The sequence below is a fragment of the uncultured Jannaschia sp. genome (assembly GCF_947494055.1).
In the GTDB taxonomy this organism is placed as follows: domain Bacteria; phylum Pseudomonadota; class Alphaproteobacteria; order Rhodobacterales; family Rhodobacteraceae; genus Jannaschia.
In genome coordinates this window covers 265,245-290,303 of record NZ_CANLTR010000003.1, presented here as the reverse complement: position 1 = coordinate 290,303, position 25,059 = coordinate 265,245, and the positions used below count along the sequence as shown (strand labels likewise).

The 25,059-nt window shown below is 69.4% G+C and carries 23 protein-coding genes; 13 read left to right on the top strand and 10 right to left on the bottom strand.

The genetic code is table 11. The features are described 5' to 3' along the window. Positions 1-793: 793 nt before the first annotated feature. The 8 genes from Q1A87_RS04925 to rpsD all read left to right on the top strand — a co-directional run bounded on the left by Q1A87_RS04925 (position 794) and on the right by rpsD (position 7,970). Positions 794-1,009, top strand: a complete 216-nt coding sequence (locus Q1A87_RS04925; protein WP_299647639.1) for a pilus assembly protein — start codon at positions 794-796, stop codon at positions 1,007-1,009. A 215-nt stretch (positions 1,010-1,224) separates the two neighbouring features. Further along, positions 1,225-1,452, top strand: coding sequence for a hypothetical protein (locus Q1A87_RS04920; protein ID WP_299647637.1), 228 nt, complete (start codon positions 1,225-1,227; stop codon positions 1,450-1,452). 550 nt (positions 1,453-2,002) lie between these two features. Then, positions 2,003-2,584, top strand: a complete 582-nt coding sequence (locus tag Q1A87_RS04915; RefSeq protein ID WP_299647635.1) for a prepilin peptidase — start codon at positions 2,003-2,005, stop codon at positions 2,582-2,584. A 212-nt stretch (positions 2,585-2,796) separates the two neighbouring features. Then, the gene (locus Q1A87_RS04910; protein WP_299647633.1) at positions 2,797-3,306 is read left to right on the top strand and encodes a hypothetical protein; all 510 of its coding nucleotides are present in this window, start codon (positions 2,797-2,799) and stop codon (positions 3,304-3,306) included. Between the two features lie 39 nt (positions 3,307-3,345). Further along, positions 3,346-5,769 (top strand): ligase-associated DNA damage response DEXH box helicase, encoded by a 2,424-nt coding sequence (locus Q1A87_RS04905; protein ID WP_299647631.1) that lies wholly within the window; start codon positions 3,346-3,348, stop codon positions 5,767-5,769. 48 nt (positions 5,770-5,817) lie between these two features. Continuing rightward, positions 5,818-6,483 (top strand): ligase-associated DNA damage response endonuclease PdeM, encoded by a 666-nt coding sequence (gene pdeM, locus Q1A87_RS04900; RefSeq protein ID WP_299647629.1) that lies wholly within the window; start codon positions 5,818-5,820, stop codon positions 6,481-6,483. A gap of 3 nt (positions 6,484-6,486) precedes the next feature. Next, positions 6,487-7,032: a hypothetical protein gene (locus Q1A87_RS04895; protein ID WP_299647627.1), complete on the top strand. Its 546-nt coding sequence runs from the start codon at positions 6,487-6,489 to the stop codon at positions 7,030-7,032. Between the two features lie 317 nt (positions 7,033-7,349). Beyond that, positions 7,350-7,970: a 30S ribosomal protein S4 gene (rpsD, locus tag Q1A87_RS04890; protein WP_299647625.1), complete on the top strand. Its 621-nt coding sequence runs from the start codon at positions 7,350-7,352 to the stop codon at positions 7,968-7,970. Between the two features lie 465 nt (positions 7,971-8,435). On the opposite strand, the gene Q1A87_RS04885 is transcribed toward rpsD, so the two are convergent. Continuing rightward, complete coding sequence (locus Q1A87_RS04885) at positions 8,436-9,632, bottom strand: hypothetical protein (protein WP_299647623.1); 1,197 nt, start codon at positions 9,630-9,632, stop codon at positions 8,436-8,438. Between the two features lie 222 nt (positions 9,633-9,854). Here Q1A87_RS04885 and Q1A87_RS04880 point away from each other — a divergent pair, with 222 nt between their 5' ends. Together Q1A87_RS04880 and msrA are read left to right on the top strand one after the other, a co-directional pair. Then, complete coding sequence (locus Q1A87_RS04880) at positions 9,855-11,270, top strand: saccharopine dehydrogenase NADP-binding domain-containing protein (protein WP_299647621.1); 1,416 nt, start codon at positions 9,855-9,857, stop codon at positions 11,268-11,270. 153 nt (positions 11,271-11,423) lie between these two features. Continuing rightward, positions 11,424-12,074: a peptide-methionine (S)-S-oxide reductase MsrA gene (gene msrA / locus Q1A87_RS04875; RefSeq protein WP_299647619.1), complete on the top strand. Its 651-nt coding sequence runs from the start codon at positions 11,424-11,426 to the stop codon at positions 12,072-12,074. 35 nt (positions 12,075-12,109) lie between these two features. On the opposite strand, the gene Q1A87_RS04870 is transcribed toward msrA, so the two are convergent. Genes Q1A87_RS04870 through hemB form a run of 3 tightly spaced genes read right to left on the bottom strand, consistent with a single transcriptional unit; the run spans position 12,110 to position 14,052 of the window. Then, positions 12,110-12,574: a copper chaperone PCu(A)C gene (locus tag Q1A87_RS04870; RefSeq protein WP_299647617.1), complete on the bottom strand. Its 465-nt coding sequence runs from the start codon at positions 12,572-12,574 to the stop codon at positions 12,110-12,112. A gap of 52 nt (positions 12,575-12,626) precedes the next feature. Then, on the bottom strand, positions 12,627-12,995 hold the full coding sequence (locus tag Q1A87_RS04865; protein ID WP_299647615.1) for a hypothetical protein: 369 nt from the start codon (positions 12,993-12,995) through the stop codon (positions 12,627-12,629). 58 nt (positions 12,996-13,053) lie between these two features. After that, on the bottom strand, positions 13,054-14,052 hold the full coding sequence (gene hemB, locus Q1A87_RS04860; RefSeq protein WP_299647612.1) for a porphobilinogen synthase: 999 nt from the start codon (positions 14,050-14,052) through the stop codon (positions 13,054-13,056). 105 nt (positions 14,053-14,157) lie between these two features. On the opposite strand from hemB, the gene Q1A87_RS04855 reads away from it, so the two are divergent. Genes Q1A87_RS04855 through Q1A87_RS04845 form a run of 3 tightly spaced genes read left to right on the top strand, consistent with a single transcriptional unit; the run spans position 14,158 to position 19,551 of the window. Further along, complete coding sequence (locus Q1A87_RS04855) at positions 14,158-14,685, top strand: component of SufBCD complex (RefSeq protein ID WP_299647610.1); 528 nt, start codon at positions 14,158-14,160, stop codon at positions 14,683-14,685. A 52-nt stretch (positions 14,686-14,737) separates the two neighbouring features. Continuing rightward, a complete protein-coding gene (gene mfd / locus Q1A87_RS04850; RefSeq protein WP_299647608.1) occupies positions 14,738-18,223 on the top strand; it encodes a transcription-repair coupling factor in 3,486 nt (1,161 codons plus the stop codon). Positions 18,224-18,270: 47 nt separating this feature from the next. Beyond that, positions 18,271-19,551, top strand: coding sequence for a cation:proton antiporter (locus Q1A87_RS04845; RefSeq protein ID WP_299647606.1), 1,281 nt, complete (start codon positions 18,271-18,273; stop codon positions 19,549-19,551). 208 nt (positions 19,552-19,759) lie between these two features. Here the strand turns inward: Q1A87_RS04845 and Q1A87_RS04840 are convergent, their stop codons facing one another. The 6 genes from Q1A87_RS04840 to ruvC all read right to left on the bottom strand — a co-directional run bounded on the left by Q1A87_RS04840 (position 19,760) and on the right by ruvC (position 24,865). Continuing rightward, positions 19,760-21,034, bottom strand: coding sequence for a multidrug effflux MFS transporter (locus Q1A87_RS04840; protein WP_299647604.1), 1,275 nt, complete (start codon positions 21,032-21,034; stop codon positions 19,760-19,762). Further along, the gene (locus Q1A87_RS04835; protein ID WP_299647602.1) at positions 21,031-21,678 is read right to left on the bottom strand and encodes a DsbA family oxidoreductase; all 648 of its coding nucleotides are present in this window, start codon (positions 21,676-21,678) and stop codon (positions 21,031-21,033) included. Before Q1A87_RS04835 ends, Q1A87_RS04840 begins: the two co-directional genes overlap by 4 nt. Positions 21,679-21,792: 114 nt before the next feature. Continuing rightward, positions 21,793-22,857, bottom strand: coding sequence for a Holliday junction branch migration DNA helicase RuvB (gene ruvB / locus Q1A87_RS04830; protein WP_299647670.1), 1,065 nt, complete (start codon positions 22,855-22,857; stop codon positions 21,793-21,795). Beyond that, positions 22,812-23,708 (bottom strand): GIY-YIG nuclease family protein, encoded by an 897-nt coding sequence (locus tag Q1A87_RS04825; RefSeq protein WP_299647600.1) that lies wholly within the window; start codon positions 23,706-23,708, stop codon positions 22,812-22,814. The genes ruvB and Q1A87_RS04825 overlap by 46 nt, the downstream gene beginning before the upstream one ends. Positions 23,709-23,712: 4 nt before the next feature. Further along, the gene (gene ruvA / locus Q1A87_RS04820) at positions 23,713-24,363 is read right to left on the bottom strand and encodes a Holliday junction branch migration protein RuvA (RefSeq protein WP_299647598.1); all 651 of its coding nucleotides are present in this window, start codon (positions 24,361-24,363) and stop codon (positions 23,713-23,715) included. 4 nt (positions 24,364-24,367) lie between these two features. Continuing rightward, positions 24,368-24,865 (bottom strand): crossover junction endodeoxyribonuclease RuvC, encoded by a 498-nt coding sequence (gene ruvC, locus Q1A87_RS04815; protein ID WP_299647596.1) that lies wholly within the window; start codon positions 24,863-24,865, stop codon positions 24,368-24,370. Positions 24,866-25,059: the final 194 nt, after the last annotated feature.

Genomic DNA, 25,059 nt, shown 5'->3' with positions numbered 1-25,059 from the left:
GCGCACGGACATTCACAGAGATGTTCGACGCCATCGGTGCGATCTGTGATCTCTACGACCCGCAGGAGTGCTGGAACGACTTCACTGCTGCCGGATACGGCTCGGGTTAATGCCGAAAAGCTTTAGCGCCTGTTGCGATGCGCTCGGGGCCGTGTGCGTGGGAATGGGACCCGCCCCTGCCGGTTTTCCATTCACACGTCACGAAAGTCCGCGCGTAAGTCGCCGAGACCCAGACAGGCAGCCCGGTGTGACATGTTCGACATCAGGCCCTCCGGCGCGGCACCCCGGATGCCCGGATTAATAGCGGAATCCTGATAACACCGCATGATATCCGGCTCTTGAACGTCACCGCAATTTTTTGCCGAATTTGACACGATCCTGCCGCATTTGCCCGGCAGACTTGTTTTCATCCGCGGCACGGGACGACGGCAGATAGCCCCGAGGCCGAGGATCAACAAGCACCGGATCATCCGGGCATCACATGTGGCGATCGAGCAGCCCTCGCGACGCTTTCGGGCGTGGCGAACCGAACGGGAAACGTCACCGCATCCACGGGTCTGGCACCGAGGGACAGGGGGTCGCGCTGGCAGGCGCGGCCCCTGCACCGTTTCCAGACCTGAATTGCATCGCGGCCGCACGACGATCCCGACAATTCGCGATGAAGCCGCGACATCGGCCATCCGTCCGTCCGACCCCGATCCAGATTGCGCCGCATTCGCCCGGCAGATCGGTCCCATCGACCGGGCGCCGCCCGACAATCCGTTCAGGACAACAGCAACGAAGACCCATTCCCATGATGAAATCGATCAAGACCTTCCTCTACGCCGAAAGTGGCGCCGTGACCGTCGACTGGGTTGTGCTTGCCGCCGCCCTCGTGGGTCTGGGGCTTGCCGCGATGGGCGTCGTGTCGTCACGCGCGGATGAGTTCTCGACGCGTATCGAGCCAAAACTGGAAGCGGGGCACGGCGCCGCCTCGCAGCCCGACGTCGAGGCCGGCCTCCGCCAGTAAGCGAGACATCCGGGGTTCGGCGCCCTGTTGGCCGGATCGTCTCCAGCGCCCGGGAGTCTCCGTTTCCCGCCGTTTCCGCGTCCATCTGTGGCCATCCTGCCGCAACTGCATCGCATTTTCCTAAATCCGACGCATTCCTGCCGCCTTTCCCCGCCACCCTGTCCCGAGCCGGTCGAGTCGGACCGGCACGCCAGCTTCGACAGGGGACCCGAGCCATGCCCGACGCCATCCGTGCCTTCCTGACCGCCGAGCGCGGCAGCGTGACGATCGACTGGGTGATCCTTTCCGCCGCGCTCGTCGGCCTCGGTCTCGCGGTCACGGGGGTGATCTCGAAGGGGCTCGATGAGAACTTCAAGGCACGCATGGAGGCGCGCCCGAGCCAGGAGCGCGTCGTCGCGACCGAAACCGGTCCGGCCACGGGACAGCGCCCCCTGACGCCGTAGCGACCGGCAGGTCGCGTCGCGTCCGGCGTAATCGGGTTGTCTCGTCCCGAGGCCGATGAACCGCCCTTCCCGATCCCTCGGCAAGCCTGTCCCCGTCGCGTTCGCACGGTGAGGTATGAGAGAGGCTCGAAGGGGCGGTTCGTCCGGGAATGCTGCTCATGCCGCCCATCGATCGCCGCAGAAAGACACGTTCCGCCTGACGCCACAATGGGACGCGATGGAACCTGCACCCCGACCCCGTTGGATCAGCCTCTAGGAGAAACGAGGCACCAAGGGGGAAGAACGCTCGTAGGCCATCAGGCAGCATCATGCCCCTCCTGGAGCGATGGCGCCGAGGCCGTGTCAGAAAGCATTCGTCCTACGCGCGACATTGATCGGACAGGCGCGATGGGCCGCCCAAGCGCGTTCAACCGGACCCGGAGCGTATGGCAAGACCACGATTTGCCGATCCTGCCGATGGCGCAGGAAGAGATAGCACAGTTTGCGCACAATACAGCGTCCCCGGCGATCCGGCGAAGCGAAACCCGAGCCGGGCCAGGGCCGCTCGTCGATGCGACCGCCGCGTATCCCCGCCATTCCGCCGCAACCCTTCCACCCCGGCCGCTGGATGCCTGAGCCGATGAACGGGCTGCTGACCTCTCTCGCGACCACGCCGCTGCAAGGTGCGGTTTTCGGCCTGCTCTCGCTGCCGATCTGCCTCTGGGTCGCCTACACGGATCTGAACGCGATGAGGATCCGCAACGAGGCGGTTCTGGCGCTCTTCGCGATCTTCGTCGTGGCGGGGCCCTTCCTGCTGCCGATGAGCGAATACTTCTGGCGATACGTGCATGTGGTCGTGGTCCTGATCGCCGGCTTCCTACTCTCGACCCTGCGTGCCGTCGGAGCGGGCGACGCCAAGTTCGCGGCCGCGATCGCACCCTTCGTGGCGCGGCCCGATCTCGCGGAACTCCTGTTCCTCTTCGCCGCGCTGCTGCTCGTCACCTTCGCCCTGCATCGACTCGCCCGTCGCTTTCCAGCGATCCGTAGCCGCACGCCGCACTGGACAAGCTGGTCTGAACCCAAGGACTTTCCGATGGGCGTCACGCTCGCCGCGACGCAACTCGCCTATCTCGGTCTGGCGGCGGCGGGCTGAGCCTTCAGGGAATCGAAACCTTCCGATGCCAACCAGGAAGGCGTCCCGCCGGAGCGCCGTCCGATGATCCCGCCTCGCAAATCCGCCCTTCCCGCGCACCGGCCCGGCTTGGCTGTCCCGAAAGGCATTCCCGGCACGATATCGGACGTCGGCGGCCGATCCTGCGAACCCGAACGCGTTTCTCGAGGCGCGTCTGAACCGGTGGATGGCACATGAGCACGGAAATCGGCGCGGCCGTGACCGACCTGCCGCACTTCGCCCTCTTTCAGCCCGATTCGGTGTCGATCCTGCCCTACGCCAACAAGAGCGGGAAGGAGCGCGCGATGATCAGGCACGATGCGAACGACCCCGGCCTCTTCCGGCGCCTCGTCCTTTATGCCCTGCTGCTGATCGCGTCGCTCGTGGCCGGGCTCGGCGTGTGGGGCGGCTTGCAGGCCAAGGCCGCGACCGTCGAGACGATGGCCGCCGACAGCCTCGCGCAGGTCGCTTCCGTGGCCGCCGGCGCCACGCTCGACATGGCGCTTGCGGACGCCTGCGCGACGACGGGCTGCGACCCGGCCGATCTGCACCATGTCATCGCCGCCGGCGCCGCCGCGATGGAGACGGACGAGCTCGCCGAGGAGATCCGGGCGCAGGAACGCATCGCCGGGACCGGCGGCCCCGACGCGCTCACCGCCGCGCGCCTCGCGGAGTTCTACCGCGCCGAACGCGCCCGCCGCTGAGGGCTTCCCCCGCCCGGCGGCAGCGCTAGGCTAGACCGGATGGACGCACCCGCCCCCCCGGACCTGCCAGCCCCGCTCGCCGACTTCTTCGCGCGCCGCCACTGGGTCCTGCATCCGCACCAGCGGGAGATGCTGGCGCGCGCCGCCGCCCCCTCGCTCCTGCTCATCGCGCCCACGGGCGGCGGCAAGACGCTGGCCGGGTTCCTGCCGACGCTGGCGGAACTCGCGGAGGGCGGCCACGAGGGGCTGCACACGCTCTACGTGAGCCCGCTCAAGGCGCTCGCCAACGACATCAAGCGCAACCTGCGCACCCCCATCGAGGAGGCCGGCCTGCCGATCCGGGTCGAGGACCGGACCGGCGACACCTCGCAGACCGTCCGCAAGCGCCAGCGCGCCGACCCGCCGCATATCCTGCTGACGACCCCGGAATCGCTCGCGCTGATGATCAGCTATCCGGACGCGCACCGCACCTTCGCCGGGCTGAAGCGCATCGTCGTCGACGAGATCCACGCGCTCGCGGAGAACAAGCGTGGCGATCAGCTCATGCTCGCATTGTCGCGGCTGCAGACGATCGCCCCCGGATTGCGGCGTGTCGGCCTGTCGGCCACCGTGGACGACCCGGGCGTGATCGCGCACTACCTCGCGCGCCATCCCGATCCCTGCCCGATCGTCGACGCCGATCCCGGTCCGGCCCCGGACATCGACATCCTGCCGACGACCGACGCACCGCCCTGGGCCGGTTCGGGCGGGCGCTACGCCATCCCGGACGTGCTGCGCGAGATCAAGCGCCACAACACCACGCTCGTCTTTCACAACACCCGCGCGCAGGCGGAGATCTTCTTCCACAACCTCTGGCTCGCCAACGAGGACGACCTGCCCATCGGCATCCATCACGGCGCCCTCTCCAAGGAGGCACGGCAGCGGGTGGAGGCGGCGATGGTCAAGGGCGAGCTCAAGGCCATCGTCGCGACGGGCAGCCTCGATCTGGGGATCGACTGGGGCGACGTCGACCTCGTGATCCAGATCGGCGCGCCGAAGAAGGTCAAGAACCTCGTCCAGAGGATCGGCCGCGCCAACCACCGCTACAACGCGCCGTCGAAGGCCCGCCTCGTTCCCGCGAACCGGTTCGAGGTCGTGGAATGCGTGGCCGCGCTGGAGGCGGTGCGCGAGGGCGACCTCGACGGCGACCTGCGGCTCGACGGGCCACGCGACGTGCTCTGCCAGCATATCGCCATCGTCGCCTGCGCCGGCGATTTCGAGGACGACACGCTCTTCGCGGAAGTGCGCTCCGTCGGGCCCTTCGCCACGCTCACCCGCGCCGCCTTCGACGAATGCCTCGAGTTCGTCGCCACCGGTGGCTACGCGTTGCGCGCCTACGACCGCTACCAGCGGCTCAAGGAACGCGCGCCCGGCCTGTGGGGCCTGCGCGACCCGCGCGCCGCGCGCCAGATCCGCATGAACATCGGCACCATCATCGACACCGACAACCTGAAGGTCCGCATGAAGGGCCGGGGCGGCATGCCGTTGGGCGAGATCGAGGAGGGGTTCGCCAACACGCTCTCCGCCGGCGACACATTCCTGATGGGCGGGCAGGTCGTGCGCTTCGAGAACATGCGCGAGATGACGGTCGAGGTCTCCCCCCGCCCCGAGAAGGAGCCGCGGATCGCCACCTATATCGGTTACAAGTGGACGACCTCGGTGCAGCTCGCCGAGCGCATCCAGCGTATTCTGCATGCAGGCGACTACGCGGCCTTCCCCGGCCACACCCGCGACTGGCTCGACCTGCAGCGACGGTACTCCCGCATGCCGGAGCCCGGCCGTCTGCTGATCGAGACCTTCCCGCGCGACGGCCGCAACCATGTCTGCCTCTATGGATTCGCGGGGCGCAACGCGCACCAGACGCTCGCGCTCCTCATCACCAAGGGGATGGAGGAGGCGGGGCTGGAACCGCTCTCCTTCGTCTGCTCGGACTACGCGGCCCTCATCTCCGGGCTGAAGCCGGTCCCCGATGTCGCCCGCTTCATGCATCACGAGGGGGTGCGGGACGCACTCGAATCCTGGCTCCGCGGCAACGCGGTGATGAAGCGCACCTTCCGCAACGCCGCCATCGTCGCCGGGCTGATCGACCGCAACTTCCCGGGCAAGCGGTCCTCCGGCAAGCAGGCGACCTTCTCCTCCGACATCCTCTACGACACGCTCCACCGTTACGATCCCGAACACCTGATGCTGAAGATCACCGAGGAGGAGGCGATGCGCGGCCATATCGACTTCGGCCGGGTGGAACTCCTGCTCGAGACGGTGGGCGACCGCATCGACCAGATCGACCTCGAGCGGGTCACCCCCCTCGCCGCGCCCCTCTTCCTCGAGCGCGGCATCGTCCCGATCAAGGGCCGCGCCGAGTCCCGTCTGATCGAGGAGGAGGCGGCGAAGCTGCTCGCGGAGGCGGGGCTGGAGCCCGACTGAGCCTCCGCCCTCTTGCGTTCGCCCCGCCCCCGTGATTCACCCGAACGCATGGGGAACGGCCATACCTTCACCTTCGCCGGCGAAAGGCTGATCGCGCGGCCCTCGGGCGCGCTGCACTGGCCGGCTGCGCACCTCCTCGTCGTCAGCGACCTGCATCTGGGCAAGTCCGAGCGGATCGCGCGCCGCGGTGGCGCGCTCCTGCCGCCCTACGAAGTGGTGGACACGCTGACCCGGCTCGAGGCCGACATCCACGAGACCGACCCCGCCGCCGTGATCTCGCTCGGCGACAGCTTCGACGACATGGCCGCGGTCGAGGGCCTGGCCCCCGCTTTCCGCGACTGGCTCGAACGCCTCGTCGCGGGGCGCGACTGGACCTGGGTGACCGGCAATCACGATCCCGCGCCGACGGGGCTCGGCGGACACGCCGCGGAGGGAGTGACCTGCGGGCCAATGACCTTCCGGCACATCGCGACCGACGACGGGACGTTCGAGGTCTCAGGGCACTACCATCCGAAGGCCTCCCTCTCGGTCCGGGGCCGCGCGATTTCCCGCCCCTGCTTCCTGCGCGACGACCGGCGGCTGATCCTTCCCGCCTACGGAACCTATACCGGCGGGCTGCGCTCGCGCGACCGGGCGCTGACCGAACTGATGGGCAGCGGCGCCCGCGCCATCCTCGCCGGCCTGCCGATGGTCGAGATCCCGATGCCGCGCTGAGACATGCGCGGCCTGCTCCTCCTCGGACTTCTCGTTGCCTGCGCGCCAGCCGCGCCGACGGCGACGTTCCGCGACCCGGGTGTTACCATCGCGTCCAAGGCGGACTTCGACCCCGCCGGTTTCGCCGGTCGCTGGTACGAGATCGCGCATCTGTCGGATGCGGCCCCCTGCCCCGTGCTGGATGTGACCGTCACTGCCGCGGGCCTTTTGATGGAAGAACTCTGCGCCGAAGGGCGCCGAAGCCGCGGCGCGACACTCGCCGGACCCGGTCGGCTGGCCCTGTCGGACGGAACCGCGCTGTTGATACTCTGGATCGACGCCGATAACCGTACCGCCATCGTGGCCAGCCCCGACGGCGGAATCGCGCGCATTCTCGACCGTGGCACTGACGTCGCGGAAGACCGTTGGCAGGCTGCCCTCGACGTCCTCGAATTCAACGGTTTTCGTACGGAAGCGCTCATAGGGTTGCCGCGACAGCCGGTCGCATTGGATAATATCCGATCCGGGTCCGAATCAATGTTTGACGCGCGATTCTACCATGGGTTATGAACGATCAGCGGTCGGGCAGTGGCCGGAAATACGAAGAATAACAAACGGTAACCCTGAGGCAGGGATGTCTTGGCGCGCGGGGGTAAGTGCGGGCGCATCCTCTTTTCACAGGCACGGGCGGACGGCAGTAGCTTGTCCGCCCGTTGGCACGCTCGATCGACCGGGGGTCCGGTTGACACTGTCCAGGACTCCGCCTAGGGGGCGGCTTCCATTGGTGTTGGTGGCCCCCGCGAGGGGATGCCTGTCAGACGTGCCTGCGCGTCAGAGGACAACGCCCTTCATGCCCCGCTAGGGGCCCAAACGAAGGAGATCAGACGGTGACCAAACGCACCTCTGCCAAGTACAAGCTCGACCGCCGCATGGGCGAGAACATCTGGGGCCGCGCGAAGAGCCCGGTCAACCGCCGCGAATACGGCCCCGGCCAGCACGGCCAGCGACGCAAGGGCAAGTTGTCCGATTTCGGCCTGCAGCTGCGCGCCAAGCAGAAGCTGAAAGGTCATTACGGCGACCTGACCGAGAAGCAGTTCCGCCGCATCTACGCCGAGGCCGAGCGTCAGCGCGGTGATACCGGCGAGTTGCTCATCGGTCTGCTGGAACGCCGGCTCGACACCGTGGTCTACCGTGCCAAGTTCGTGCCGACCGTTTTCGCCGCGCGCCAGTTCGTGAACCACGGCCACGTCACCGTGAACGGCCAGCGGGTGAACATCCCCTCCTACCGCGTCAAGGAAGGCGACGTGATCGCCGTCCGGGACAAGTCCAAGCAGCTCGCCATCGTGCTCGAATCCGTCGGCATGGCCGAGCGTGACGTGCCGGATTACCTCGAGGCCGACCATTCCAAGATGACTGCGTCCTTCGTGCGCACGCCCGGCCTGTCCGACGTGCCCTACGCGGTGGTGATGGAACCGAATCTCGTCATCGAATACTACGCGCAGAACTGATCGGCGCATCCCGCTAGGATCGAGAGGTCGTCCCGCCGGGGCGGCCTTTTCGTATTTAGGCGCAACAGCTTCGGAATTGCCGCGTCGCCTTCCCAGGCGGCTCGAAGCGACGAAAGCGAACCCGCGCTGGATGCACTGGCTGTCGAACCTCTCGCGGTTCCTCGCCGTCATATGTGCCCAGTTCGATGCTCTCGACATGGCCCGCCATGCGAAGAAGACGGGGTCATGAATAAGGTCTGGCTCGCCGTCACACTGTTCGGCAGCGTTGCGGCGCTTCGGGGGCTACCCTCCCATCAGCCAGCGCAGCGCGTCCAATGTGATTGTGGATGCCCCCGGGCAGGCTTCATGGCCGTCACGGATTTCTTACTGTCCGGGCAAATGTGGCACGCGGCTCGAAATCGCCTCGGCCAAGTGCTGGCTCACGATACAGATCGCCATGATCACAGATTTCGCGACGGCCTCTAGCTACGGCCGGTTCCGCTGAATCGCGTTCCGGATGCGCGAGATCAAGGCGGGTAGATCCCCCGGTCCGGCCTCTCGCGGGCTCTCCCGGCGCGTTGTCCCGTGCCCGGCCATCCAGACCTCCACGAGACCGTCGCGCGGGGAGGGCCGGAACGAAGTGAAGTCGCGCGCCGGGACGCCCAGGACGGACGCGATCGCGGTGGCCGCCGCCTCGTCCGCCGCATGATAGTACCGCAGATGCGTCTCGCTGATCGTCAGGTTGACGGTGAGCGGCGCGTTCACCGCGAAGTCGGCCGAGCGGAGCGCCTCCGACAGCGCCTCGCGCGCTGCCGCGTTCACGCTCCGCGGCGCGTGGACGACGAGATCGACGCCGCTCGTCAGCGCCGCGGGCAACACGGACGTGTCCTCCGTGGGAGCGTCGTTCGTACCGAGGACGTCCTCGGCCGTGTCGGTGTCGGCCTTCGCATCGGCGGGCGAAGCCGTCGGGTCGGCCAAATCCGCCTCCGACGACGGCACGATCTCGACCCTCGGAGCTTCGGTCCGTGCGGGATCCGAAACCGGCACGGGCGGCTCCACTGTCTCGGTCTCCGACGACTCCGTTGCGGGTGGCGCCGGATCCCCGGCAAGCTCCCGAAGGTCCGGATCGCCGCGTTGTGCCACATCGGAGTCCGTCAAAGCGTCCGCGACGGCCGGTGCGGGCCGTGTTGCCTCGGCCGGCCTGTCGATCTCCGGCGCGGCGGCGGCCGACGGCATCGGACCGGCTTCGACCGTGATCGTCGCGGGCGCCCCGGCATCCTCCGCGAGGGGTCGCCACCGGCCCGCCATCGTCGCGCCGATCGCGATGCCGATGCACAGGAGCGACACGCCGAGGCATGTGAATGCGAGGAGCTTCCATCGCGTCTCGGGCGGACGGATCGGCCGGTCGGCCGGATCGACGATTGGCGGCGGCGCGGCCTGCGGCGCGCGCCCTTCCGCCGGAGCCCGGAGGATACGCGCCCCGGTCGCGGAACTCGCGGCCACGGCGGCCTCCGGCGCCGCGTCGGTGGCCGCAACCTCCCCGTCCCGCCGGCGGCGAAGCACCTCGGCGCGCTCGGCCCGCGCCCGCTCGAGCCGCCGCTCCCATTGCTCGGGATCGTAGGGCAGGCCGGACGCATGCGTCCCGTCCTCCTGCGGGACTCGATCTTCGACCGGCTTGCCCATCCTGCTCCCTCGATCTGCCGACACCCGCCGCCACCGCGATCGTATGCGGTCGATCCGATGCCGCGGGGGTGACCGCCGGCATCCCCCGTCGATCCCCAGGCGCGCGCGGCGCCCGGCGGAACGACATCCCGACGTGACGATCCACCCCCGATTTGAACCGGAGGGTACTGGAGACGGGCCGCCCGCGCTACTAGAACGCGCCCGAACGGAAAGGACCCGCCGATGACCCACCCCATTCACGCCCAAATCGACGGCGCCATCGTCATGATCGGGTTCGGCTCGATCGGTCGCGGCACGTTGCCGCTCATCGAGCGACATTTCGACTACGATCCGGCGCAGCTCACCGTGATCGACCCCTCCGACCGCGCCTCCGCCCATCTCGACGACCGCGGCATCGCCCACCGGCAGGTGGCACTGACGCCCGACAACTACCGCGAGGTGCTGGGAGAGCTGCTGACCCCCGGCCGCGGCTTCTGCGTCAATCTTTCGGTCGACACGTCCTCGCTCGACCTCATGCGCTTCTGCCGCGAGCAGGGCGTGCCCTATATCGACACCGTGGTCGAACCCTGGGCCGGCTTCTACTTCGACACCGACGACAACGCCGCCCGCACGAACTACGCCCTGCGCCAGGCCGTCCGCGACGAGAAGGCGGCGAACCCGGGCGGGACCACCGCCGTGTCCTGCTGCGGCGCCAATCCCGGCATGGTGTCGTGGTTCGTCAAGGCCGCGCTCCTGCGCCTGGCCGAGGATACCGGCGCGGACGCGACCACTCCCGCGACGCGCGAAGGCTGGGCGCGGCGCATGCAGTCGCTCGGCGTCAAGGGCGTCCACATCGCCGAGCGCGACACGCAGGCGCGCCACAAGCCCCGCCCCCGCGACGTGTTCGTCAACACCTGGTCGGTCGAGGGCTTCATCGCCGAGGGGTTCCAGCCCGCCGAGCTCGGCTGGGGCACGCACGAGACCTGGTTCCCGGAGAACGCCCGACGGCACGGCTCCGGCTGCCAATCGGCGATCTGGCTGAATCGGCCCGGCGCGATCACCCGCGTCCACACCTGGTGCCCGACGCCGGGGCCGCAATTCGGCTACCTCGTCACCCACAACGAGGCGATCTCGATCGCCGACTACTACACGGTGGGCGACGGTCCGGGCCCGGAGTTCCGCCCGACCTGCCACTACGCCTACCATCCCTGCGACGACGCGGTCCTGTCGCTGCACGAGATGTTCGGCGCCGGCGTCACGCAGGCCGATCACCACATCCTGACCGAGGACGAGATCGTGGAGGGCGTGGACGAGCTCGGCGTCCTCCTGTTCGGTCACGCGAAGAACGCGCTCTGGTACGGCTCGCGCCTGTCGAACGAGGAGACGAAGCGCCTCGCCCCCGACCAGAACGCGACCGGGCTCCAGGTCACCTCCGCCGTCCTCGCCGGCATGGTCTGGGCGCTCGAGAACCCGGATGCCGGCATCGTCGAGACCGACGAGATGGATCATGCCCGCTGCCTCGAGATCCAGACGCCCTATCTCGGCCCCGTCGAGGCACATTACACCGACTGGACGCCCCTGCAGGACCGCTGGCAGCACTTTCCCGAGGATATCGACGAAAGCGACCCCTGGCAGTTCCGCAACGTGCTCGCGAGCTAGGTCGACGGCGCGATGTCCGGCCTCCAGTTGGGCGGCCCCGGGCGCCCCCATGGGCACGACGATTTGAACGCCGGGTCGGCCGCCGTGTCCCCGGCCGACCCCTGTAAGGCGGCTGTCCGACGACTATATTCATCTGCAACAAGGAGAGACACGATGTTCAACCTGCTGCGCAAGAAGTCCGAAATGGTGTCGAAGGACGACGCCCTGCCCGGCCGCGACACCCCGATCCCGTTGACCGGAACGCACCACGTCTACGGCACGCCTCTCTCGAACGACGTGCCCGCGGGCATGGAGGAAGCGATGTTCGGCATGGGCTGTTTCTGGGGCGTGGAACGCATGTTCTGGAAGCTGCCCGGCGTGCACATGACCCTCGTGGGCTATGCCGGCGGCTATACGCCGAACGCGACCTACGAGGAGGTCTGCTCCGGCCGGACCGGGCACAACGAGATCGTCCGCGTGATCTATGACCCCGAGAAGATCGCCTACGAGGACCTGCTGCGGACCTTTTGGGAAGGCCACAACCCGACCCAGGGCATGCGCCAGGGCAACGACATGGGCACGCAATACCGCTCCGGCATCTACACCTACACGCCCGAGCAGAAGGCCGCCGCCGAGGTCAGCCGCGAGGCCTTCCAGCCGCGCCTGAAGGGCGCCGGCTACGGCGAGATCACCACCGAGATCGTCGACGCCCCGGCCTTCTACCCCGCCGAGGACTACCACCAGCAATACCTGTCCAAGAACCCGGCGGGCTATTGCGGCATCGGCGGCACCGGCGTCACCTGCCCGATCGGCGTCGGCGCCTGACGGATGCGGGCCGGCGACAGGCCGGCCCGGACGACCTAATGCCCGGAATGGCCGTCCTCGCCGCCGCGTGGCTCGACCTTGAAGACGACGTCCACCGGCCCGGCCTTCTCGAAGATCAGGGTGGCGGGGATCTCGGTTCCCGCCGCGAGCCCCGTGCCGAGCTGCATGAACATGACGTGCCGCCCGCCGGGCTCCAGCGTGACCGTCTCGCCCGCCGGGAGCGGGACGCCACCCTCCAGCGGACCCATTCGCATCACCCCGTTATCCATCGACATCTCGTGCAGCTGCACGAGGCCGGCCAGGTCGGGCGCGACCTCGACCGCGATGAGCCGGTCGTCGGTCGGACCGGTGTTGGAGATCGTCATGTAGCCGCCGCCGACGGGCGCGTTAGCCACGGTCTCGATGGCATAGGGATGCGCAATGGCGAGCGCGCCGGTCGCGTAGTCATGCGCATGCGCGGGGGCGCCCAGAAGGGCGGCGAGGAATAGGATGCGTTTCATGGTCTTGTCCTGATCTGTCGTGAAGGCGGTCCCGGCATCGCCGGGGCGGGGATCAGGCGGGCCGGGGCGGGCCCCGCTTCGGCGGCGGACCGTGCCAACGCGCGAGCGGCGGCGGGACGCTTGTGGCGACGGCGGGGCGCGCGACGGGAACCAGACGGTGCCAGACCGGCGTGGCGGGCACGACTTCGCGCAAGAGATCGGGCACCGCGCAGGGTCCGTGGTCGGGAAGTTCGACCTCGACCGGCGTCCCGTCCGATCCCAGATGCAGGACCGCCAGGCTGTCGCCGCGGCAGATCACGGCCGCCTCGAAGCCGGCGACCTCCGCCAGCGCGGCCCCCATGCGCGGCAGCAGCAGGCCCGCCACCACGCAGAGCACGAGCGTCAGGGCGGCGAGGCGGGCGGTGTCGGATCGCGGTTTCACGCGCTCTCCCTGCCGCGCCGCGACGGACGGCGCAACGGCGAACCCCCGGGGGAGGCCGCTACTCCCACCCCGCCCGGATGAGCGAAGCCGCCTCGGGCGCGAAATACGTCAGCACGCCGTCGCAGCCCGCCCGGCGGAAGGCCATCAGGCTCTCCATCATCGCCCGCTCGCCGTCGATCCAGCCGTTGCCCGCCGCCGCGCGGATCATCGCGTATTCGCCCGAGACCTGATAGGCGTAGGTCGGTACGGCAAAGGTGTCCTTCACCCGACGGCAGAGGTCGAGATACGGCAGGCCGGGCTTGACCATCACCATGTCCGCCCCCTCGTCGAGGTCGCGCGCGACGCAGCGCAGCCCCTCGTCGGAATTGGCGAAATCGAGCTGATAGGTCTTCTTGTCGCCCCTGAGCGCACCCGATGCGCCCACCGCGTCCCGGAACGGGCCGTAGAATGCCGAGGCGTACTTGGCGGCGTAGGACATGATCGTCACGTCGCTCCGGCCCGCCGCCTCCAGCGCGCTGCGGATCGCGCCGATCCGCCCGTCCATCATGTCCGACGGCCCGAGGATGTCGGCCCCCGCCTCGGCCTGCGCCATCGCCATCTTCACCAGCGCCACGACGCTCTCGTCGTTGACGATCACCCCGTCGCGCACGATCCCGTCATGACCTTGCGCGTTGTAGGGGTCGAGCGCGATGTCGGTCATCACCGCGATCTCTGGCACCGCCCGCTTGATCGCCCGCGTCGCCCGGTTCGACAGGTTGTCGGGGTTCCACGCCTCCGCGCAATCGTCGCTCTTGAGGGACGGGTCGGTATAGGGGAACAGGCAGATCGCCCGGATGCCCATGCCGTGCGCCTCGGCCGCCGCCTCCGCGGTCAGGTCGACGGAGCGACGGATCACGCCGGGCATCGACGGCACCTCCTGCGTCACGCCGTCGCCCTCGCAGACGAAGACCGGCCAGATCAGGTCGTCGGTCGAGAGGCGGTGCTCGCGGGTCAGGGCGCGCAGCGCGGGCGTTCGGCGCAGGCGGCGCGGGCGGGAAGCGGGATAGGCGGCGGACATGATGCAGCTTTGCGACAGATGCCCGCCCCCCGCAAGCCGCCCGCGCTTGCCAACCCGCCTCCGCCCGGGCGACATGCACGGGCCGATAGATAGGGACGGGGAAAATTGGATTTCCGTTTTCTGGAACTGGCCTTCGAGGCCATCGACCTGCGGTCCTTCTCGAACCTTTGGTTCTGGATCGCGCTGGCGGCGCTGTGGTCGACCGCCTCGCACTGGATCGTCGGCGTGCCCTTCGATCTCGTCCGCCGCGCCGCCTCGGGCGACGGGCAGGCACTCGCCGACATGGAGGCGCTCGCCCGGATCCATGCCCGCCGCCTGACCGAGATCGCCGACCGGGCGGGGCTCGTCATCGTCGCGCTGCTCTGCTTCGCGATCACCTCGTTTGCGCTGGCCGGATTCCTCTACGGGTTCGAGTTCGCGCAGGCGGTGCTGCTCCTCCTGATCCCGATGACGCTGGTGGGGGCGATCATGCTGCGCGCGGCACGGCGCGTGCCGGGGCTCGACGTGGCCGATCTGGGCAACCTTCTCTACCGCACGCGCCGGACGATCCAGTTCGTCGGGATCATGTCGATCTTCGTGACCTCGATGTGGGGGATGTGGGTGAACCTGAACATGAGCGTCCTGCACCCCTGACGGACCGCCGGCGGCATTGACACCGCGGCGCCGGTCGTTACCTGCATCCCCCATGCTGGACGCCACCTCCCCCCTGCCGAAGGGTCACCTCCGTGTCGGTGGTGCCCCCGAGGGTTACGACGCGCATGTCGTCCTGAAGGAACTCGAGAAGGGCCAGCCGGTCGTCCATGTCGCGCGCGACGACAAGCGGGCCGAGGCGATGGCCGCCGCGCTCCGCACGCATCGGGCCGGCGTCACCGTCCTGCGCCTGCCCGCCTGGGACTGCCTGCCCTACGACCGCCTCTCGCCCGCCCCCGAGATCGCCGCGACCCGGATGGCGACGCTGACCGCGCTGGCGCACGGGCTCGACGGCGCCTTCGTGATCCTGACCACGCTCGCCTCCGTCACCCAGCGCATCCCCTCCCGTGCGACGCTCCGGGGCGCGGGCTTCGCCGCCCGCCTGAACCAGCGCATCGACGAGGACGCGCTCCGCGACTTCCTCGTCCGCATGGGCTTTACCCAGACGCCCACCGTGACGGAGCCCGGCGACTGGTCGCCGCGCGGCGGCATCATCGACATCTGGCCGCCGGGCCAGCCGCAGCCGATCCGGCTCGACCTCTTCGGCGACACGCTCGACGGGCTGCGACGCTTCGACCCGGCGACCCAGCGGACCACGGACCAGCTGCAGCTGATCGAGCTCGCCCCCGTCTCCGAGGTCATCCTCGACGGCCCGGCCATCACCCGCTTCCGGCAAACGTACCGCATCGAGTTCGGCGCGGCCGGCACCGACGATCCGCTTTACGAGGCGGTCTCGGCCGGTCGGAAGGCGCAGGGAATGGAGCACTGGCTGCCCTTCTTCCACGAGACGCTGGAGACGCTGCCCGACTACCTGCCCCGCGCCTCCTTCGTCTTCGACGAGGCCTCCCCCGCGCACCATGCCGAGCGCTGGACGCAGATCACCGACATGTTCGACAACCGGCGCGAGGCGATGCTGGCCAAGGGCCGCGTCGACAGCGTCTACAAGCCCGCCCGCCCCGAGACGCTCTATCTCGATCCGGAGGCGCTCGACACCGCGCTCGCGGGTCGCCGCGTGCTGCACCTCTCGCCGCTTCCCACCGCGCCGGGCCCGGGCGTCACCGATGCCGGCGGGCGGATCGGCCGCAGCTTCGCGCCCGAGCGGCAGCTGGAGGACGTCAACCTGTTCGAGACGCTGGCCGCGCATATCGCCGAGAAGCGCGGCGACGGCGGCGTGGTGATCGCGAGCTATTCCGGCGGCGCGCGCGAGCGTCTGCAGGGCCTGCTAGAGGATCAGGGCGTCGCCGGGCTGAAAGCCGTCCGCCGCCTGACCGAGATCGCGAAGGGCGAGGTCGGGCTGGCCGTCTGGGCGCTCGACCGCGGCTGGGAGGGACCGGTCGGCAAGACGCGGCTCACCGTCATCTCCGAACAGGACGTGCTGGGCGAGCGGCTGATCCGCGGCCGGAAGAAGAAGCGTCGCGCCGAGAACTTCCTGACCGAGGCGCAGGCGCTGTCGGTGGGCGACCTCGTCGTCCACGTGGATCACGGCGTCGGCCGCTTCACCGGGTTCGAGACGGTGACCGCCGCCGGCGCCCCGCACGAATGCCTGGCGCTCGAATACGCGGGCGGCGACCGGCTGTTTCTGCCGGTCGAGAACGTCGAACTCCTCAGCCGTTACGGCCAGGAGGAGGGCCTTCTCGACAAGCTCGGCGGCGGCGCTTGGCAGGCCCGCAAGGCCCGCCTGAAGGAGCGCATCCGTCAGGTCGCCGAACGGCTCATGCGGATCGCGGCCGAGCGCGCGCTGCGCCGCGCCCCCATCCTCGAGCCGCCCCGCGACATGTGGGAGGCCTTCGCGGCCCGCTTCCCCTACGAGGAGACGGACGACCAGCTGCAGGCGATCGAGGACGTCGCGACCGACCTTGCCTCGGGCAATCCGATGGACCGGCTGATCGTCGGCGACGTGGGCTTCGGCAAGACCGAGGTGGCGATGCGCGCCGCCTTCATCGCCGCGACCTCCGGCAAGCAGGTGGCCGTCATCGCGCCCACCACCCTGCTCGCCCGCCAGCACGCCAAGTCCTTCGCCGACCGCTTCCGGGGCCTGCCGATCCGGGTGCGGCAGCTCTCCCGCTTCGTGCCCGCCAAGCAGGCCGCCGAGACCCGCGCCGGCATCGCCGACGGCACCGTGGACATCGCCATCGGCACCCACGCGCTTCTCGCCAAGGGGGTGCGCTTCGCCGAACTCGGCCTGCTCGTCATCGACGAGGAGCAGCATTTCGGCGTGACCCACAAGGAGCGCCTGAAGGAGATGCGCTCCGACGTCCACGTGCTCACGCTCTCGGCCACGCCGATCCCGCGCACGTTGCAGATGTCGCTCACCGGCGTGCGCGACCTGTCGATCATCGGCACGCCGCCCGTCGACCGCCTCGCCATCCGCACCTACGTCTCCGAGTTCGACGCCGTGCAGGTTCGCGAGGCGCTCTTGCGGGAGCATTACCGCGGCGGCCAGTCCTTCGTCGTCGTGCCCCGCATCACCGACCTGCCCGACATGGAGGCGTTCCTGCGCGAGCAGCTGCCGGAGCTGAGCTACGTCATCGCCCACGGTCAACTCGCCGCGGGCGATCTCGACGCCCGGATGAACGCCTTCTACGACGGCAAGTACGACGTGCTGCTGTCCACGACGATCATCGAGTCCGGCATCGACATCCCCACCGCCAACACGATGGTCATCTGGCGCGCCGACATGTTCGGGCTGAGCCAGCTCTACCAGATCCGGGGCCGCGTCGGCCGCTCCAAGACCCGCGCCTACGCCTTCCTGACGACGAAGCCCCGCGCCAAGCTCACCACCAGCGCGGAGCGGCGGCTGAAGGCGCTCGGCGCGATCGACGCGCTCGGCGCCGGGTTCAACATCGCCAGCCAGGACCTCGACCTGCGCGGCGGTGGCAACATCATCGGCGAGGAGCAGTCCGGCCAGATGCGCGAGGTCGGGCCGGAACTCTACCAGTCGATGCTGGAGGAGACGATCGGCAAGCTCAAGGCCGGCACGATGGACCTACCCGACGCGCTCTCGGACGACTGGTCGCCGCAGATCAATCTCGGCGTGCCGGTGCTGATCCCCGAGGATTACGTCGCCGATCTCGACCTGCGGCTCGGCCTCTACCGCCGCCTGTCGGGGCTCGAGAAGAAGGTGGAGCTCGAAGGCTTCGCCGCCGAGCTCATCGACCGGTTCGGCCCGCTCCCGCGGGAGGTCAACGTCCTGATGCGGATCGTGCGCATCAAGGCGATGTGCAAGGCCGCCGGCATCGAGAAGCTGAACGTGGGCGAGAAGGGCGCGACGGTGGAGTTCCACGGCAACCGCTTCGCCCGGCCCGAGGGGCTGGTGGACTTCATCAAGTCCGAGCGCGGCGCGGCCACCATCAAGGGCGACAAGCTCGTCCTCAAGCGCGACTTCCCGACCGAGGCCGACCGCATCAAGGGTGCCTTCGCGATGGCCCGCGACCTCGCCGTGCAGGCCGGCGCGGCCCGGCGCGGGGGCGGCGAAAGCTGACGGACGATTTCGCGCGACGTCGGGTGCCCGCGCACTAGCTTCGACGGATGCTTGAGACCATCGACGGCCGCGACGTCATCTACATCATCACCGGGCTCGCCCTGTTCGGCCTGTCGCTGCAACCGGCGCTGCAGCGCTTCCGCATCTTCAACCTGCCGTTCTTCTACGTGCTGGCCGGCGCGTTCCTCGCCGGCCTCGGCATGCCGATCGTCAATCCGCTCGCCGGCGGCTGGCAGGCCGGGGTGATCGAGCGGGCGTCGGAGCTCATCGTCATCATCTCGCTCGCCGTGGCCGGCCTCGCGATCGACACCCGGGCCGGCTGGCGCAGCTGGAACCCGACCTGGCGCCTGCTCGCCATCTGCATGCCGCTGACGCTGCTCGGGGTCACGGCGCTCGGCGTGTCCTGGCTCGGCCTCACCCTGCCCGGCGCGCTGCTCCTCGCGGCCGTCCTCGCGCCGACCGATCCGGTCCTCGCCCGCTCGGTCCAGGTTTCGCCGCCCGGCCAGGACGAGGCGCCGATGGAGGTCGCGCTGACGGCGGAGGCGGGGCTGAACGACGGGCTGGCCTTCCCTTTCGTCTATTTCGCAATCCACGCAGCGACGCTCGGCGCGGCCACGATGATCGAGGGCGAGGCATGGCTGTGGAGCTGGCTCGGCTTCGACGTGCTCTATCGCGTCGCCGCCGGGATCGTCGCGGGCTACGGCGTCGGCTGGTTGCTCAGCACCGTGACCTTCTCGCCGATCGGCGACGGCTCCCAGGGCGCCTGGAACGCGGTGGTTGTCATCCTCGCCTCGACGCTCCTGAGCTACGGCGTGGCCGAGGCGGTGGACGGCTACGGCTTCCTTGCGGTGTTCTTCGCCGCGCGGGCCGGACGCTCGACCCCGCGTCATCCCGACCACGACGGCTACGAGAAATACGTCCACCACGGCGCCGAACAACTCGAGGCGATCCTCCTCGCCATCCTTCTGCTCTGGCTCGGCACCTTCATCGGCGCCGGCACGCTCTTCGACGTGACATGGCGCGACGTGGGCTTCGCGCTCGCCCTCGTCTTCGTCCTGCGCCCGCTCGCGGGCTACGTCGCGCTGATCGGCCATCGCTGCAATCCGGAGGAGCGGCGCAGCGTCGCCTTCTTCGGCATTCGCGGGATGGGGTCGATCTTCTACATCGCCTACGCGCAGACCCATGCGGAGTTCACCGACATCGAGACGCTGTGGCGGATCGTGGGCGTGACGATCCTCGTCTCGATCGTCGTGCATGGCTACGCCGCGAACGTCCTGCTGCAGGGCGAGGACCTGATCGACGCCCATCCCGAGAAGGACCGCCCCTAGCGTCGTCGGACGACGGAATGGGACCGCGAGGTCGCTATGGCGACGGCAGGTCCCGTTTGCAGGCGGGGCCGAGCCCCCGGGATGCGGTCAGGCGCGGCCCGGCAGACCGGCGGATCATTGCCTTGGCGTGAGGTGACCCATGGCCCGTCACATCACGGGGCCCGAGCGCTTCACGGATCGGAACGGCCCCGAACCGGGTCCGCCGCCCTCAATGCACCGCTTGCCCCATCGCGGGCAGGTCCATCGGTTCCTCCTCCAGCCGGCGCGAGATCAGCAGCGCGAGCGCGATGCAGATCGCCGCCCCGAAGGCGAGCGGGACCGGCGTGCCGTCGAAGGAGAGCCCGATCGCGGCGGCGACGACGACGGCGAGGACCGTGCTCACCGCGGCGATCACCGAGGACGCCATCCCCGCGATATGCCCCATCGGCTGCATCGCCACGGCGTTCAGGTTGCCGATGGTGAACCCCGCCATCGCGAAGGTGCCGATCTGCCAGAGCAGGAACAGCGCGAACAGGGCGTCTCGCGGGACCATTCCCGAGGACCAGGCCGCGAGCAGCGCGATCGACAGGACGAAATGCACCATCAGCGCCCGTCGCAGGAGCCACAGCATCCCCAGCCGCATCACCAGCCGCGCGTTCACGAAGGAGGCCGTCCCCGAGATCAGCGCGACGATGCAGAACCAGACCGGGAAGCTCTCCGCCCGGCCGAAGGAGACGTCGTAGACCTGCTGCACCGAAGTGATCGTGCCGAAGAGCACGCCGAAGACCAGCGTCTGCATCAGGATCGAGCGCCGCACGTTCGCATGCGCCAGCACCTCGCCGCAGGCCAGGCGCAGCGGCGTCAGCCGCATCGGACGCCGCAGCGCGCGGGGCAGCGTCTCCGGCTGCCGGAGTGCCAGCCAGGCCGAGGTCACCGCCGAGAACAGCACGAAGGCCGCGAACAGCCCGCGCCAGCCGGCCACGTCGATGATGAGCGACCCGATCAGCGGCGCGAAGGCGGGGACGAGCGTGAAGGTCATCATCACGAAGCTCGAAATCCGCGCCATCCCGCGCCCGGCATAGAGGTCGCGGATCATCGCCTGCGCCGCCACGCGCGGCCCGCTGGCGCCCAGCCCCTGCACGATCCGCGCGAGCAACACCATCTCGAGGCTCGGCGCGGCGGCGGCGGCGAGCGCGCCCACGCAGTACAGGATCGCCCCGCCCAGCATCACGTTCTTGCGCCCGAGCGCGTCCGACAGGGGCCCCGTGAACAACGTGCCGAGCCCCATGCCGAAGACGAAGGCCACGATCACCAGCTGTGCCGCGTTGGCGTTGCCGGGCGAAAGCTCCTGCCCGATCTGGGGCAGCGCCGGCAGCATCGAGTCGATGGAAAAGGCGATCGTCGCCACCAGCATCGCCATCAGCGCGATGAACTCGACCTCCGAAAGCGCCCGCGCCCGCTCGGGCGCGATGGCCTGTGCCGGGACGTCCGCCGGCGCGCTCACGCCCGGTCCTCCCCGGGGGCGGCGAGCAACTCGTCGATGACCTGCGCCCAGAGCTCCGGCGGCTGCGCGCCCGTGACCACGTGCTGCCCGCCGATGACGAAGGTCGGCACGCCAGTGACGCCCCGCTCCCGCGCATGGGCGTCCCGGGCCCGGATGTCCTCCCGATCCGCGTCGGAGGCGAACAATCGTTCCAGCATGTCTTCGTCCAATCCGCATGCGGCGCCGATCCCGGTCAGCACCGTCGTGTCGCCGAGGTCCTGGCCTCGCTCGAAATACCCCTCGAACAGGGCCTGCACGACCGGCGTCTGCTTCGCCTCCAGCCCCGCCCAGTGGATCAGTCGATGCGCGTCGAGCGTGTTCGGCGTGCGCGCGATGGCCCCGAAATCGATGGTCAGCCCCGCCGCCTCGGCCGCGTCGAGCACCGGCGCGTAGGCCTTCGCCGCCCCCTCGCGCCCGCCGAACTTCGCCTCCAGATAAGCACGCCGGTCCACGCCGCCCGCGGGCATGTCGTAGTTCAGCTGATACGGATGCCATTCCAGCACGAACGGATGGTCCGGTCGCCGGCTCAGCGTCCGGAACAGGTGGGTCTTGCCGATATAGCACCAGGGGCAGGCCGGGTCTGACAGGATGTCGAGCTTGATCATGGAGAGCCTCGCGAGTCTCCGGCTTCCCCTACGCCCCCCGCCGGAAGGAGGAAAGGTCAGCGTCCGCGACGTACCTGCGCGCAGCCGCACCGAACGGGCGGACCCGGTGCGGCGTCAGGAGAACAGGTCCGGCGCACGCGTCGGCGCCGCCAGCCCGAGGTGCGTCCAACCCTTGTGCCCGAGCGCGCGGCCCCGCGGCGTCCGCGCGATCAGGCCCTGCTGCAGCAGGAAGGGCTCGATCACCTCCTCCACCGCGTCGCGGCTCTCCGACAGCGCGGCCGAGATCGTCTCCACCCCCACCGGCCCGCCGCCGTAATTCTCCGCGATGAGCCGCAGGTAGCGCCGGTCCGCCCCGTCGAGGCCCAGCCGGTCGACACCCAGCCGGGTGAGCGAGCTGTCCGCGATCTCCCGCGTGACGGTCCCGTCCCCCTCCACCACGGCGAAATCCACCACCCGGCGCAGCAGCCGCCCGGCGATCCGCGGCGTGCCCCGCGCGCGCTCCGCGATCTCCTGCGCGCCGTCCTCCGTCGCCGGCGCACCGAGCAGCCGGGCGCCCCGCGTGACGATCTGGTGCAGTTCCGGCACCGTGTAGAACTCGAGCCGCGTGGGGATGCCGAACCGGTCGCGCAGTGGCGTCGTGAGCAGGCCAAGCCGCGTCGTCGCCCCCACCAGCGTGAAGGGCTGCAGGTCGATCCGCACCGTCCGCGCCGACGGCCCCTCCCCGATCACGAGGTCGAGCGCGAAATCCTCCAGCGCGGGATAAAGCACCTCCTCCACCGCCGGGCTCAGCCGGTGGATCTCGTCGATGAAGAGCACGTCGCGCGGCTCCAGATTGGTCAGGATCGCGGCCAGGTCACCGGCCTTGGCCAGCACCGGCCCGGAGGTCATCCGGAACCCCACGCCCAGCTCGCGCGCCATGATCTGCGCCAGCGTCGTCTTGCCGAGACCGGGCGGGCCGTGGAACAGCACGTGGTCCATCGCCTCCCCCCGCCGCCGCGCGCTCTCGATGAAGACGCGCAGGTTCGCCCGCGCCTCCTTCTGCCCGATGAACTCGTCGAGCCGCTGCGGCCGCAACGCCCGGTCGTCGGAGATCTCGTCGGGCGCATCAGCATCGAGAAGGGGCTCGCGGTCCATCATGCGTTCAGACCGTGCGTTCGGGTATGAAGACGCTGCATCCAGCCCTGTTCCAGCTTGGTGATCGTGTCGACCTGCATGTCGGGCGATACACGTTCGAGAATGGAAAAGTCGAACGTAGCGGGATCGCGGGCGGCCAATTCGGCCGTCACGCCGAAATCGCGCGCGACATGCGCCTGCCAGCGGCCGAGCAGGTTCGTTTCTCCGTAGGCCGAGCCGACATAGCGCGCGCCGTCGTCCCGGCAGACGATCAGATAGATGCCCCGCCATTCCCGGAGCCGCGCCGCCCAGCCGGGCGGGATTGCCCGGAGTTGCGCCGCCGGTAGGACCCATCGGCGCCAGTCCGGCGGATCGGCATCGAACACCGATGCTTCGTGAATGGCGCGGACCGTCGCTTCGAGGTTCTCCGCGCGGCGCACGTAATTCGGGGTCAGGCGGACGGACAGGACGAGACGCCCCTGCAGCTCCGTCAGGGCGTCGTCCATCGGAAGATCGAACCAGACGCGCTTCTGAAGTTCGGCGGAGGTCTCGAGTTGATCCAGGTAGCTGAACGTCTCTCGCAGGAAGACGATCTCGGGATCCGAAAGTATCTCCTCCTTGGGGCGGTGCCGGTGACCCTGGTTCCGGTAGACCCCTGCGAAGAGCATCCGGCTATGGGACGTCGGAACGTCCTGCCCGATCTTGACGAATGACAGGACCCAGGGCCGTCCGCGCTTAAGGGCAGCCTCTGCGCCGACGCTGTGCAAGGACTGGAAGGCTTCCATCGCCCGCCGCCGCGTCTTGACGAGAGAGGGAAGCACTTGCTCCAGATTGCCGTGGTTCGGCGAATGCAACATCACGTTCGCATCCGTCGGGGCGATCCCGGCCCGGTCCAGCACGTCGTGAAGCGTGAACATCGCCCTACTCCTTCGGCGCCAGCAGCTTGAGCGCCGCGCGGATCACGCCGGCCGTGTCGGTGGCCCCGTCGGCGGCCTGCGCCACCGCGCGCGCGGCGTCCACCGGCGCGTAGCCGAGGTTCGACAACGCCGACAGCGCCTCGGCCTGCGCGCCGGCGAGCCCGGCCGGTTCCCCGGTTGGGGCGGGCTCGGCGGAGGGCGCCGGGCCGGTGGTCTCGATCAGGGGGTCCGCGCCCGACTCCTTCAGCATCATCGCCGGCGCCTTGCCGCGCAGCTCGTTGACCACGCGCAGCGCGATCTTCGGGCCCACCCCCGGCGCGGCCTTCACCGCATTTGCGTCGCCCAGCGCGATGGCCCGCGCCACCCCGTCCGCGCCCAGCACGCCGAGGATGGCGAGCGAGCCCTTCGCGCCGATCCCCTGCACCGAGGTCAGGAGCCGGTGCCATTCCCGCTCCTGCAGGGTCAGGAACCCGAAGAGCTGCAGCAGGTCCTCGCGCACCAGAAGCTCGGTCCAGAGCGCGACCGGCGACCGCACGGGCGGCAGCGCGGCGATGGTGCGGTCCGAGCAATGCACGATATAGCCCACGCCGTTCACGTCGAGCAGGACGTGATCCTCCCCCTTGTGGTCGAGCCGTCCGGTCAGCCGCCCGATCATGCCATCACGCCCGGAGCGCGGCCGCGAGACGGCTCGAGGATCGCAGGTGGAAGGCGTGGCAGAGCGCGATGGCGAGCGCGTCGGTCGCGTCGGCCGAATCCGGGTCGCAGCCCGGAAGCTGCAGCCGCACCATGTGCAGGACCTGCGCCTTGTCGGCATGGCCGGCGCCCACGACCGCCTTCTTGATCGCGTTCGGCGCGTATTCCCCGACCCGGAGCCCGGCCTGGGCGGGGACGAGCATCGCCACGCCCCGGGCCTGGCCGAGCTTCAGTGTGCCCTGCCCGTTCTTGTTCACGAAGGTCTGCTCGATCGCCGCGGCCTCGGGCGCCTGCGCCGCGACCACCGCGCGCAGAAGCGTGTGCAGCGACAGGAGCCGGTCGCACAGCGCGTCGCCCTCGGGCCGGCAGGTGCCGCTCGCGACGTGCCGGACATGCGAGCCGTCGACCTCGATGACGCCCCAGCCACAGGCGCGAAGCCCCGGATCGATCCCTATCACGCGCATCCGACCTGCCCGATGTTCTTGATTTGATCATGGCGTAGCATAGCCGTCGGCGGCAGGCCACCCGCGCGAGCGAACCGCCGGTGCCAGCAGGGACGTGGCGGCCCGCAGGCCACGGTAAGGATTCGCAAACCGGTCATGTGATGCGCGCATATCGGCCATGCTTGCATTATTATTGTGCAAGTTGCGAACGCCGC